Source organism: Gordonia sp. B8661-1 (genome assembly GCF_059427765.1).
This window is the reverse complement of sequence record NZ_JCAHRL010000002.1, coordinates 173249-186170: the sequence shown is the minus strand read 5'-3', so window position 1 is coordinate 186170 and position 12922 is coordinate 173249. Positions and strand designations below refer to the sequence as shown.

The window sequence follows — 12922 nt, the reverse complement described above, 5'->3', positions numbered from 1 at the left end:
CGGTACCGATGTCAGCGGTCGACGACGGTGGTGTCGAAGGAGTAGCGATCGGACCGATACGCATGGTGCCCGATCTCGACGACTCGCCCCGCATCGTCGAATGCGGTGCGCGCCATGGTGAGCAGCGGGTCACCGACGGCCACACCGAGCAGGGCGGCCTCCTGCGCATCCGCGGCCTTGGCACCGATACGCTGACGCGCGAGCCGGATGTGGACGCCGCGCTCCCGCAGCGCGCAGTACAGGCCCTGATTCTCCAGTTCCCGGATGCGTGGACACAGGTCGGCGGGCAGATGATTGACCATGAGCGCCAACGGTTCTCCCCCGGCGCGCCGTAGGCGGGTGATGGTGACCGCGGACAGCCCGGCGGCCAAGCCCAGGTCGGCACGCAGACGATCGCCGGGATCACCGGCCTCGTAGTCGAGCAATTCGGTGGTGGGCCGCATGCCCGCATCGTTCAGATCGTCGTACAGGCCGGTGAATTCGGCCGAATGATCGGCCGGGCTCTGCACCACCTGGGTGCCGACCCCGCGCTTGCGGACCACCACGCCCTTGTCGACGAGTTCCTGGATCGCCTGGCGGATCGTCGGACGCGACAGCTTGAGGCGATCGGCCATGTCGAGTTCGTTCTCCAGGCGATCCCCCGGTTCGAGGTCGCCACGGATGATCGCCGCCTCGAGTGCCTGCGAAAGCTGGTGGTACAGCGGCACCGGCGTCGAACGGTCCAACTCCACCGCGACGGGTGTGATCACCATCACAGCATATCGCCGATCGGCCCGTCGGGCCGGAAGTCCGGTCACGTTCGCGTTCCGGACCGATAGAGTCGATGGCGAGGACTCCTATGACCGAACCCAGAATCGCTGCCGCCCCGATCTCCTGGGGCATCTGTGAGGTCCCGGGGTGGGGGCACCAGCTCGATCCACACCGTGTACTCACCGACATGCGCGACCTCGGGGTGCACGCCGCGGAGACCGGTCCCGAGGGATTCCTCCCCACCGACCCGGCCGGGCTGCGAGAAACGTTGGTTCGGTACGGGATTCACTGCGTGGGCGCATTCGTGCCACTGATCCTGCATGATCCGGACATCGATCCGGCGATCCCGGTGGCGCAGGTACTCGACCGCCTCGACACCTCGGGCGGCGACGTGATCGTCCTGGCCGCGGCCGGCGGCTCCGAGGGGTACGACACACGGCCGGAACTGTCCGCGCCACAGTGGCGAACACTGCTCGGCAACCTGGACCGCCTCGACGACCTCGTGACGCAACGCGGCATGACGGCGGTCTTCCATCCGCATATCGGCACCGTCGTGGAACGTCGCGACGAGGTGTACCGCGTGCTGGGGGCATCGGGCATCGGACTCTGCCTCGACACCGGCCACCTGCTGATAGGCGGTACCGATCCACTCGAGATCACCACCGCCCACCCCGACCGCATTCGCCATGTGCATCTCAAGGACGTCCGCGACGATCTCGCCGAACAGGTCCGTCGCGACGAGCTCGCCTACACCGAGGCGGTCGCCCGGGGCATGTACGTGCCCCTGGGTCGCGGTGACTCCCACATCGCGGAGATCGTCGCGACCCTGGAGAACGCGGGCTACACCGGCTGGTTCGTCCTGGAGCAGGACACCATCCTGGCCGACGCGTCCGGTGCGGACGACGCGGCCCACCACGTCGCGGAATCCCTGACCTATCTCCGCACTCTCTCGGCGGGTGGTCGATGAACGCACCTGTGCGCATCGGCATCCTCGGTGCCTCCCGAATCGCGGAATCCGCGATCGTCGCGCCCGCGCACACCCTGGGACACCGCCTGGTCGCGGTCGCCGCCCGTGATCGCCGGCGTGCCGAGGTCTTCGCCGAGAAGTACGGCGTGGAGCGGGTGCTCGACAGCTACCAGGAGGTCATCGACGATCCCGGGGTCGACATCGTCTACAACCCGCTCGCGAACGCGCTGCACGCTCCGTGGAACCTGCGCGCCATCGAGGCGGGCAAGCCGGTTCTGTCCGAAAAGCCGTTCGCGCGCAATGCGATCGAGGCCGCCCGGGTCGCCGATGCCGCCCGCACCGCGGGCATACCGGTTCTCGAGGGCTTCCACTACGTCTTCCACCCGTTGATGCTCCGCGCCCTCGCCCTGATCGACGACGGTGCCATCGGGAACATCCGGCACGTCGACGTGGTGATGGGCATGCCGACGCCCGGCGACGAGGACCCGCGCTGGTCGTACGACCTCGCCGGCGGCGCGCTCATGGATGTGGGGTGCTATGCACTGCACATGTTCCGCCTGCTCGGTTCCCGATGCGGCGGTCGCCCCGACATCGTCGGCGGCACAGCCGTTCTCCGCGATCCGCAGATCGACGAATCGTGTGTTCTGGAGCTTCGCTACCCCGGCGGGGCCACCGCGAGGTCGGCCATCTCCATGGTCGCGGGCGAATACGACTTCGGCGTCCACGTCACCGGCGACGCGGGAAGTCTTCGCCTGCACAATGTTCTCGGCCCCGATCTCGACGACCGACTCACCCATGTGTCCTATCGCGACGGCACCGTGGCCGTCGAGCATCTCGGCGAACGGTCCACGTACACCTACCAATTGGAGGCCTTCGCGGCGGCCGTCCGTGACGGCGCCACCTTGCCCCTCGATTTCGACGACGCCGTGGAGAACATGCGTTACGTCGACGCCGCGTACCGGATGATCGGACTCGAACCGCGCTGACGGAGCGCTAGCCGGAGTAGTACTCGTCCGGCAGGGCCGTGACGGTCACCGTGGTCGCGGGGACCGGGGCTCCGTCGGCGCCCGGGATCAGCATCCACATCTGCAACTGGTCGCCCTCGCGACGCCTGCGGATTCTGACAGGTTCGGCGATCCCGCCGGCGAAGTCGATCGGGCGAAGGTATTCGATGACCGCCCGGTGCGGTCGGCCCGCGAGGTCCGGGTGATCGAGGAGCTCGTCCTCGACGGCCTCCCAGGCCGCCGCGTTGTTGAGATGCCGGAACGGGTCGAAGTCGGTGACCCGCAGGTGATGTGGGCGATCATCGGAAGCCGCGGACTCCCCCGGCAGGGCCGTGGTGTTCATCGCCTTCCAGCGCAGCCGATGTTCGTCGGTGTGCGCGCCGAGGAACGCGAAGGCGGGATCGGTGAGCCGGGCGGGTAACCCCTGCTGGGTGACGTTGATCCAGAAGGCCTCGGTCTCGACGCGTCCGGGCGGTCGCTGTTCGGGCTTGAAACCATTGGTGTCGTGCCGGGAGGTCACGCTGACCCGCATATTGGCCCAGCGCGTCGACAGCGCCCCGCACCACCGCTGCAGCGTCACCTCACCGGGCCAGCTGATCGGCTCGATGACATCGATCACGGTGCGCCGGATGACCCAGAACGGGTCGGTGTCGGCGAAGACCGTGGCGGCGAGATTGTCGTTCGCGACATCTTGCAGGTATCGGGCGGTCCCGTCGAGCCGTAGTTCCATGTCCTGATCGATGACATCGGCGCGGATCGGATACGTCGCCTCGAAGTACTCCACACCGTCCGGTTGCGCCGACAGCGGCCCGGTCAAGACATCCCCCACGGTCACAAGCATTCTCCGATGGTCCATTCGCCTGAAAGGGCGACACTCCGACTACCGGAACGCATTCGGTGCGCCCGGTCAACCCCCGAAGGACATTGAACCACGGCGCACCGAACATCTGCTCTCAGGCCGGGTAGACCCCCGCCACGAATGCGCCGCGCTGCTGGAACACACCGCGCCTGGTGAGCGTCTCGGTGTCGATCTTCACCACCCGGGTCTTCAAACGCATGAGCGATGCGAACCAGGCCTGGTGCTTCATGTAGTACTGCCAGTCCTTCACGAACGGCGAGAAGTACGGAAGCGGCCCACCGTCGTCGAGCTCACTGAGGAATCCGGTCTTGCCGTCATCGGTGAAGCCGATATACACGGCGGCACCCCGGGTCTTCATGGTGCGCTTCAGTTTTCCGCTGCCGACGTCGAAGATCTGCACGTCATCCGTCGTGTAGTTGCACACCCACAGTTCGCTGCCATCCGGCGTCAGCGTCGCCGAGATGGGTCCGGAGCCAAAGGGCTTGATGTCGATGTTGCGGACCACGCGCCAGTTCTTCAGGTCGACGACCGTGATGCTGTTGAAGAAGTTGATCGCGTACATGGTGCTCTCGTCGGCCGACGTCGCACCCCAGCCCGGCACGAGTCCGACGCCCTGGAGCGGAACCGCCACGGGCGCACCGGTATACGCGTCGTACTTGGTGATCGTTCCCGTCGACGCGAATCCGTAGATGAATCGTTCGTCGTTGGACACCTCGATGTGCGCGATGCCCGGCGGCAACACCAGCGGGATCGTCCGGATGGTCTCCAGCGTGGTCGTGTCCATGACCTGTGTAACCGACGCCGCCGTCGGCACGTACAGGCGTTTACCGTCCTTCGACATCTGGATCACCGCGTATGCGGCCAGGATCGTCGGAATCTTCTTGAGCACCTTGCCCGTCCGCGCATCGAGCACGGTGACGCTCCAGTCGAAGGGACCGAAGTTGCCGACGAACAGCTTCTTCTTGTCCGGCGACATCTTGATGACCATCGGATGATCACCGGTGAACTTCGTCTCGCGCTTCTTGCGCATGGTATCCGGATCGACCTCGAGGATCGATCCCGAACCGTAGTTGGGCACCCAGATCGAACCGCCCTGCCCGCTGGAACTGCCCGGGATCGACGGGTTCGCGGCCACCTCCGCCCCACCGGAGAACGCCACCACACCCGCGATCGCCAGGACGACCGCGATCAGCCGCACCACGATACCGCTCGGGCGACGCCGAATACTCTTGTCACGCATCACGATCACCTCTTCTCGATCGGTGGCACCCACGCCGGGATGCCGGTGCCGCGTCCGGTCGGGATCTGCCCGAGGACCTCATCCGACCGCGGATCGAAGACCTGCAGCTGACCGCGGCCCAGCGTGCCGAGCAGCACCAGTTTGGTGAACAGGATCGTCTCGCCGATGGGCGTCGGATGCCCCAGCGAACTCGGCCCCAGGTCCGAGATGTAGCCGCGGGTGCCGTCCTCACTGAAGATCACCGAGGTGGTGTAGCCGACGGTCGGGATCTCGCGGATCACCCGGTCGGTCCTGGTGTCGATGACCATCACGTTGTTGCGGCCGAACATCGTGACGTAGAGCTTCGACCCGTCCGGTGACAGCGTCGAGGTGAACGCGCCCGGGTTGGCCAGGCTGTACCGGTGATCGCGTGCCGTGTGGATGCGGTTGATCACGCGCCACGACTTCACGTCCACCACCGCAATGGAATTGACGACGTCGACGTACATCTTCGAGCCGTCCTTGGTGAAGGAGTACCAGAACGGCGCGGTCCCGCCGGTGTGGATCGGCGGCTTGACCACGGCACCGGTCTTCGGGTTCACGCCGATCATGAATCCCGAGGAGAGACCGACGTACATCAGGCCGCCGGGACCGGCGATGGAGCCGACGGGGACGTCCGGATAGTGGAACCGGCGAACGATCCGGTCGGTCGCCACGTCCATCACCTCGACGGTGAGACCTTCCTCGGGCAGGTAGATCTCACGTCCGTCGGCAGAGGTGAAGGCACCCAGTGGCGCCGAGAGGACCGGCACGGTCTTGTCCGTGCCCTTCTCCCGGTCGATGACGGTCACCGTCGCCGGGAACTGACCGAAGTTGTCCGAGTAGACCTTCCGGCCGTCCGGCGTCGCGGCCATGACGGCCGGCTTCGACGCGCCGTGCCGCATCGGGATGTACCGCTTGACCCGATTGGTCTTGGTGTCGATGATCGCGATCCGCTCGGAATTGACCTCCGGGAGAATCAGTTCACCGGCCGGCCCGGCGGGCGGCATCCCGATCTTGTTGGGCACCACCGGCACCGCCTGGGCCGTGCCCGCGACCGGCGCCCCCACAACCGCGGTACCGACCGATACCGAGGTGATGGCCACCGCCACCGCCGTGAGCAGCCGTAGCGACGCTCCCCTGGACTTCGTCATCTCATCGTTCCTCTCTGACAACACCGGATCTCGGATCTCAGATGTTCGTACTCATGGGGATGTTCGACGGGAGCAGATAGGGATACTCCCAGTGCCGCTTGGTATTCCGTCGTTCGATCTCGCGTTCGGTGTTGCGCAGCCGCCGTTCGAAGGCCGCCAGATGCGGCGTCGCGCGCCGGTCGACGATGCACTTCGGGTACGGGAACTCGTTGGTGCGATAGTCGCCGAGTCGCCGGTAGTACACGGTGCCCAGGACATTCAGGAAGTACATCTGCGCGAACGAGCTCAGGAAGCTCGGCATCATGTTGTACCAGTCGGTGGCGGTGTAGGTACGCTTGTCGTCCTTGGGCAGATCGGCCAGCGTGCCCGAATAGAACGGCGCGTAGGTCATGTCGTCGCGCTGGAGGTAATTCACCGCGGCGTGCTGTGCGCTGGCCGTGAAGATCACCATCGTCAGACATTCGACGAGCGTCTCCTTGCTCCGGATCCGCGGCACCCCCTTGACGCGGCCGTGGGTGCTGACCTCGGTCACCCACCTGCGCAGGTCCGCATCGCCCCGGACGTCGGCGTCACCGCGGTAATAGACGTCGATATAGTCCTGCACCCAGGACTCGATATCCGACCACACCAGCAGAGCGTCGTCGCGATACGGGAATTCGAGATCGGGGTCGTCGACGCCGCGTCGCGCCATCTCGCGTTTCGGCATCATCTCGGTGAAATCCCAGTCGAGCCGGGCCTTGCCTGCCGTCGTCTGCGAGATATGGACCTCCGGCGCCAGGATCTGGTCGACGAATGTCTGCGGCCCCTGGATGATCGCCGCGGCCAGGTTGTTGATGAACAGGTCGCCCTCGAAATGCGGTTCGAGCAGTACGCGCAGCGGATGTCCCGGGGGCAATTGCCGATGTGTCGCGATGCAGCTGACTCTTCGTCAGATTCTTCTCGATGGTCTCGAACAGCGCCCGGCGAATTGCTTGCAGCGCGGACAGAATTCCGAGTGCGATATCGGCCAGAATCGAGATCGTGTATTTGTCGGCAACCTCGACGACGGTGTTCACGGTTGCGTTGTCATATTTCTTCACCAGCACGTCGAATCGCTCGACCAGATCCACGAAACGGTTCTTGAGGTCCAGCACCTGAGCCGAGAACCCCTTCATGGCAGGTTTCAATTGCGGGATCACCGCGACGATCGCACTGTGTACCAGATTTTCGACGAGGTCGAGAAAGTTTCGCAGAAATTCGATGAGCCAGTCCACCGTGGGGTTCTCCCCCGCGGGGATGTGCGGGATCATCGGAACACCCTCGACGTTCTCGACCTTGAGGGACCAGACGTAGGTCTTCCGCGCCTCGGCCAGCATCCGTGCACGTTCACCCAGTTCAGCGCGGGTGCATTGGGCACCGAGCTTGGGCCGTTGAGACGGCGCCGCCTGCGCGGCGACCGGAATCAACTGCGGACCGGCGACGACTGCTCCGGCGCTCACCAGCCCCACCCTGAAGAAATGTCGTCTATCCATTGCGCTCCACGTTCCATCTCCGGCTAATTGCGCACACATGCAATCAGGCGATTCGGCGCGGGGATTATCGACGCCGGCACCAATGGCCGACAAAGGACATTTTCAGAAAGGACGGACCCTCGACGCCCACACGTGCACGTGAGCCGCCGACACATATTCAGTGCGTGCGCACACTAACGTCAGGCGTGCGTACGCACCTGCCTGCTGATGGCCCAAGATTCCACGATGAAATCCCCCCTGAAACTGCCCGAAGACGTGCCCCCCGGCTTTACTTCGGTGACTGTTTGCCAAGCGCGAGTGTATGTGGATTCGCTGAGATTTCGCAAACGAAACACCACGAATTCGCCTTTATGACTCGGCGCACATCGCGCGGCACATGAGACGTACCCGGATTGATTCGGACGTTTCGGACATTCGTCCCGCGCCCGGCCCGACGCGGGCCGGGTGCCGATTCCCCGGCGCGCCGGTCCCTGACCACTAGCCTGGGACCAGTAGGGCAGACAAGCTGCACCGACAACCCGGCGACGGGAGAGCGGAGACCGATCAGTGGTGACCTCGGAGCCGGCCGTGGCCGGTGCGCCGGTCATCGACGTGCTGGCCATCGGCCGATGCGGGGTGGACCTCTACCCGCATCAGACAGGTGTCGGCCTCGAGGAGGTCACCAGCTTCGGCAAGTTCCTCGGCGGCAGCGCCGCGAACGTCGCCGTCGCGGCCGCACGCCTCGGCCGGTCCAGCGCCCTCATCTCCCGGGTCGGCGACGATCCCTTCGGCCGTTACGTGCGAGCCGAACTCGCCCGGCTCGGCGTCGACAACTCGTTTGTGGGTGTCGACGAGGAGAATCCGACACCGGTGACCTTCTGCGAGATCTTCCCACCCGACGACTTCCCCCTGTGGTTCTACCGGCGCCCCATCGCACCGGACCTGTGCGTCCGTCCGGACGAGCTGGACCCCGAGGCGATCCGCACCGCCCGCCTGTACTGGTCGACCGTGACGGGTCTGTCCGAAGAGCCGTCCCGCAGTGCGCATCACGCGGCCTGGGAGATGCGCGGCCGGCGGCCGTTGACGGTGCTCGACCTCGATTACCGGCCGATGTTCTGGTCGTCCCCGCAGGCGGCGGCCGAGCAGGTACGTGCGGCGTTGCGACATGTCACCGTTGCCGTCGGCAATCAGGAGGAATGCGAGATCGCCGTCGGTGAGACCGATCCGCAGAGGGCGGCGGACGCGCTGCTCGACCTCGGCGTCGAACTCGCCGTCGTCAAACAGGGCCCACGGGGCGTACTCGGCAAGACACGGACGGACACCGTCGAGGTGCCACCGACACCCGTCGACGTGGTGAACGGACTGGGCGCCGGAGACGGTTTCGGCGGGAGCCTGTGCCACGGACTGCTCGACGGATTACCGCTGACCCAGATCCTGCGCCGCGCCAACGCGGCCGGCGCCATCGTCGCGGGCCGACTCGAATGCTCGACCGCGATGCCGACCACCGACGAGATCACCGCGCTACTCGGTGAATCGGAGAATCCATGACCACACAGCTCTATCTCCCCGCACGACCTGCCGACGAGAACGGGGTCGCGGCACACGTGACCCCCGAGTCGGCGGGCTGGACGGAAACGTCTCTCGTGATCGTCGAACTGCCCGCGGGTGGATCGGTGGACCGGCTCACCGGGCCCGACGAGATCATCGTGCTTCCGCTCACCGGCGCCTGCCACGTGACGTCCGACGGCGAGACCGTCGAATTACGGGGCCGCCGAGATGTTTTCGACGGACCGAGCGACTTCGCCTACGTCGGTCGCGACTCGGAGTTCACGCTGGCCGGCGCGTCCGGCGGGCGGTTCGCGCTCTGCGGTGCCCGCGCTCGCAGACGTCTGGACTTCCGGTACGTGCCCGCCTCCGATGTGCCGGTCGAGTTGCGCGGTGCAGGTCGCTGCAGTCGGCAGGTACACAATTTCGGTACCGCCGACGTCTTCGAGGCCGATTCACTCATCGCCTGCGAGGTGCTCACGCCGGGCGGCAACTGGTCGAGTTATCCGGCGCATAAGCACGACGAGGACTCCGACGTCGAATCCCGCCTCGAGGAGATCTACTACTTCGAGATCGCCGACGGCCCCGACGGCACACCGGGTTTCGGCTATCACCGGGTCTACGGCACTCCGGAACGTCCCATCGACGTTCTCGAGGAAGTCCGCAACGGTGACATCGTGCTGGTGCCGCACGGCTACCACGGTCCGTCGGTGGCCGCACCCGGGTACGACATGTACTACCTCAACGTGATGGCAGGACCGGGACCGGAACGCGCCTGGAAGATCTGTGACGATCCGGCCCACGCCTGGGTGCGCGACACCTGGGATGAGCAGGACATCGACCCGCGCCTCCCGATGCGGGCCGCCGGCGAGGAGGACTGACCATGGAGCCGACCATCCGCCTCACCGTCGCACAGGCCACCATCCGATTCCTCACCCGGCAGTTCACCGAGCGCGACGGCGAACGCAGCCGGTTCTTCGCCGGCTGCTTCGGGATCTTCGGGCACGGCAACGTCGCCGGCCTCGGGCAGGCGCTGCTCCAACAGGGGGTCGACGACGCCGAGAACGGCCGCGAACCGTCGCTGCCCTACGTGCTCGGCCGTAACGAGCAGGCGATGGTGCACTCCGCCGTCGCCTACGCGCGCATGCGAAACCGCTTGTCGGCGTGGGCGGTCACGTCCTCCATCGGGCCCGGCGCGACCAACATGGTCACCGGCGCCGCGCTCGCGACCATCAACCGGTTGCCGGTGCTGCTGCTGCCCGCCGACACCTTCGCAACCCGCGTGAGTGCCCCGGTCCTCCAAGAACTCGAACATCCGTCGTCGGGCGATGTCACCGTCAACGACGCCTTCCGGCCGGTGTCCCGGTACTTCGATCGCGTGTCCCGCCCCGAACAACTGCCCGCGGCGCTGCTGGGCGCCATGCGAGTCCTCACCGATCCGGCGGGGACCGGCGCGGTGACCGTGGCCATCGGCCAGGATGTCCAGGCCGAGGCGTACGACTGGCCGGAGGCGCTATTCGCTCCCCGGACCTGGCATATCGCTCGTCCGGTGCCGGAGACGCGGGTCATCGAGGCCGCGGCCCGGATGATCCGGAACGCTCGTCGGCCGCTGATCGTCGCGGGCGGCGGTGTCCTCTACAGCGACGCCGCAGACAACCTGGCGCGCTTCGCCGCTCGCACCGGAATCCCGGTCGCCGTGACGCAGGCGGGCAAAGGCGCTCTCCCGCACGATCACCCGCAGTCGGTGGGTGCCATCGGCGCCACCGGCACCACGGCCGCCAACGCGCTCGCCGCCGACGCGGACGTGGTCGTCGGAATCGGCACGCGCTACAGCGATTTCACCACCGCGTCCCGGACCGCGTTCGCGAATCCCGGCGTGCAATTCGTCAACATCAACGTCACCTCTCTGGACGCGGTGAAGCACAGTGGGCTCGCCGTGGTGGCCGACGCGCGCGAGGCGATCGATGCGCTCGACGAACTCCTCGACGATCACACCGTGGACGACGAGCATCGTGCCCGCACCGGCGAACTCGTCCGCGCATGGGACGATGTCGTCGAACATGCCTGTGCGCCAACCGCTACCGGAACGAATGTGGCGACCGGCGGCGAAGCACTCACCCAGCCCGCGGTGATCGGGATCGTCAACGACGCCTCCGATCCGCGGGATGTGGTGGTGTGCGCGGCCGGTTCCCTCCCCGGCGATCTCCACAAACTGTGGCGGGTCCGGGATGCCAAGGGTTATCACGTCGAATACGGGTACTCGTGTATGGGATACGAGGTGGCGGGCGGACTCGGGGTGAAGATGGCCTGTCCGGACCGCGACGTCATCGTCATGGTCGGTGACGGGTCCTATCTGATGATGGCGACCGAACTGGTGACGGCCATTCAGGAGAACCTCACGATCATCGTCGTCCTGATACAGAATCACGGCTTCGCCTCCATCGGCTCGCTGTCGGAATCGCTGGGTTCCCAGCGCTTCGGGACGGCCTACCGATACCGATCCGGCGACGGCCAACTCACCGGGACGGTGCTCCCCGTCGATCTGGCCGCCAATGCGGCATCGCTCGGCGCACAGGTGATCCGCGCGCACACGGCCGGCGAACTGACCGACGCCATCAGGACCGCCAAGGCCTCCGAACGCACCACCGTCATCCATGTGGAGACCGATCCGATGATCGGTGGCCCGGACAGCGAATCCTGGTGGGACGTACCGGTGTCCGAGGTCTCCGAGCTTGCGTCGACGCAACGGGGCCGCGAGGAGTACATCCGGGCGAAGACCGGGCAGCGTCCCTACCTCACCCCACCGGACCCCCAGTCCTGAAGGAGCAGTACATGTCCGATCTGCGCGTCGCCGTCATCGGCGTCGGCATGATGGGCGCCGACCACGTCGCCCGGATCTCCGCACGAACCAAGGGCGCCCGGGTCACGGTGATCAGCGACCCGCGGCGCGACCGGGCCGCGGAGGTCGCCACGGCGACTTCCGGGATTCGCGTGATCGACGACCCGCTCGAGGCGATCGGCGATCCGGAGGTCGACGCCGTCATCCTCGCATCGCCCGGATCGGCCCACGAGTCGCAACTGCGCGCCTGCATCGACACCGCCACCCCGGTCCTGTGCGAGAAGCCACTGACCACCGATGCCGCAACCTCGCTCGACATCGTCCGGCTCGAGGCGGCTGCCGGCCGCAGACTGATCCAGGTCGGTTTCATGCGTCGCTTCGACCCCGAATACGAACAGCTCAAACGGCTGATCGACGACGGCGCCTTCGGCCGGGTCCTGCTCGCCCACTGCGTACACCGGAACCCCGCCGCGGCACCGGGTTTCGACTCCTCGATGATCGTCCGGGACTCCCTGGTCCACGAGATCGACGTGACCCGGTACCTGTTCGGCGAGGAGATCGCGGCGGTCCAGATCATCACGCCGGGTTCGAATCCCGCTGCACCCGGGGGACTGATCGATCCGCAAATCGCGATCCTCACCACCGAGTCCGGCCGGCACGTCGACGTCGAGTGCTTCGTCACCACCGGAGTCGCCTACGAGGTCCGCACCGAGGTCGTCGGCGCACTCGGCTCGGCAATCATCGGCCTCGACCATGGCCTGATCCGCAAGCGCCGCAACCCTGTTCAGTCGGACACCGGTGACGCCCGATCGGTCGCCGGGCTCTGGGGTGGTGACATCTCACCCAGCTTCCTGGAGCGATTCGGAGCAGCCTATGACGCCCAGATCCAGCGCTGGGTGGACGCCGTCCGGGCGGGCACGATGGTCGACGGCCCCACCGCCTGGGACGGCTACGCGGCCGCGGCCGTCTGCGCTGCTGCGGTCGAGTCCCTCACGACCGGCGCCCGCATCCCGGTCACCCTCACTCCCCCGAATCTGTAGCGATCACACGCGTTTC

12 protein-coding genes are annotated in these 12922 nt (G+C 66.4%); 7 read left to right on the top strand and 5 right to left on the bottom strand.

Translation table 11 applies throughout. The features are described from left to right. Positions 1-11: 11 nt before the first annotated feature. Entirely contained in the window at positions 12-752 is a 741-nt protein-coding gene (locus AC4JJG_RS04760) for a GntR family transcriptional regulator (RefSeq protein ID WP_495399776.1), read from the bottom strand. An 86-nt stretch (positions 753-838) separates the two neighbouring features. On the opposite strand from AC4JJG_RS04760, the gene AC4JJG_RS04755 reads away from it, so the two are divergent. Both AC4JJG_RS04755 and AC4JJG_RS04750 read left to right on the top strand, forming a co-directional pair. Further along, complete coding sequence (locus AC4JJG_RS04755; protein WP_495399774.1) at positions 839-1717, top strand: TIM barrel protein; 879 nt, start codon at positions 839-841, stop codon at positions 1715-1717. Then, positions 1714-2703, top strand: a complete 990-nt coding sequence (locus AC4JJG_RS04750; RefSeq protein ID WP_495399773.1) for a Gfo/Idh/MocA family protein — start codon at positions 1714-1716, stop codon at positions 2701-2703. The genes AC4JJG_RS04755 and AC4JJG_RS04750 overlap by 4 nt, the downstream gene beginning before the upstream one ends. Positions 2704-2710: 7 nt before the next feature. On the opposite strand, the gene AC4JJG_RS04745 is transcribed toward AC4JJG_RS04750, so the two are convergent. The 4 genes from AC4JJG_RS04745 to AC4JJG_RS04730 all read right to left on the bottom strand — a co-directional run bounded on the left by AC4JJG_RS04745 (position 2711) and on the right by AC4JJG_RS04730 (position 6887). Continuing rightward, complete coding sequence (locus AC4JJG_RS04745) at positions 2711-3562, bottom strand: acyl-ACP thioesterase domain-containing protein (RefSeq protein WP_495399771.1); 852 nt, start codon at positions 3560-3562, stop codon at positions 2711-2713. A 112-nt stretch (positions 3563-3674) separates the two neighbouring features. Continuing rightward, positions 3675-4820, bottom strand: coding sequence for a YncE family protein (locus tag AC4JJG_RS04740; RefSeq protein WP_495399770.1), 1146 nt, complete (start codon positions 4818-4820; stop codon positions 3675-3677). A gap of 5 nt (positions 4821-4825) precedes the next feature. Further along, positions 4826-5992 (bottom strand): YncE family protein, encoded by a 1167-nt coding sequence (locus tag AC4JJG_RS04735; RefSeq protein ID WP_495399769.1) that lies wholly within the window; start codon positions 5990-5992, stop codon positions 4826-4828. A 37-nt stretch (positions 5993-6029) separates the two neighbouring features. Continuing rightward, positions 6030-6887: a lipoxygenase family protein gene (locus AC4JJG_RS04730; RefSeq protein ID WP_495399768.1), complete on the bottom strand. Its 858-nt coding sequence runs from the start codon at positions 6885-6887 to the stop codon at positions 6030-6032. Positions 6888-6903: 16 nt separating this feature from the next. Between AC4JJG_RS04730 and AC4JJG_RS04725 the strand changes: the two genes are divergently transcribed. The 5 genes from AC4JJG_RS04725 to AC4JJG_RS04705 all read left to right on the top strand — a co-directional run bounded on the left by AC4JJG_RS04725 (position 6904) and on the right by AC4JJG_RS04705 (position 12906). Then, positions 6904-7530, top strand: a complete 627-nt coding sequence (locus tag AC4JJG_RS04725; RefSeq protein ID WP_495399767.1) for a hypothetical protein — start codon at positions 6904-6906, stop codon at positions 7528-7530. Positions 7531-8052: 522 nt separating this feature from the next. Continuing rightward, positions 8053-9030 carry a 5-dehydro-2-deoxygluconokinase gene (gene iolC, locus AC4JJG_RS04720; RefSeq protein WP_495399766.1) on the top strand — a complete coding sequence of 326 codons (978 nt, stop codon included), beginning with the start codon at positions 8053-8055 and terminating at the stop codon, positions 9028-9030. Further along, complete coding sequence (iolB, locus tag AC4JJG_RS04715) at positions 9027-9908, top strand: 5-deoxy-glucuronate isomerase (protein ID WP_495399765.1); 882 nt, start codon at positions 9027-9029, stop codon at positions 9906-9908. The genes iolC and iolB overlap by 4 nt, the downstream gene beginning before the upstream one ends. 2 nt (positions 9909-9910) lie before the next feature. Beyond that, the gene (gene iolD, locus AC4JJG_RS04710) at positions 9911-11848 is read left to right on the top strand and encodes a 3D-(3,5/4)-trihydroxycyclohexane-1,2-dione acylhydrolase (decyclizing) (RefSeq protein WP_495399764.1); all 1938 of its coding nucleotides are present in this window, start codon (positions 9911-9913) and stop codon (positions 11846-11848) included. An 11-nt stretch (positions 11849-11859) separates the two neighbouring features. Continuing rightward, the gene (locus AC4JJG_RS04705) at positions 11860-12906 is read left to right on the top strand and encodes a Gfo/Idh/MocA family protein (RefSeq protein WP_495399763.1); all 1047 of its coding nucleotides are present in this window, start codon (positions 11860-11862) and stop codon (positions 12904-12906) included. The last annotated feature ends 16 nt before the right edge of the window (positions 12907-12922 follow it).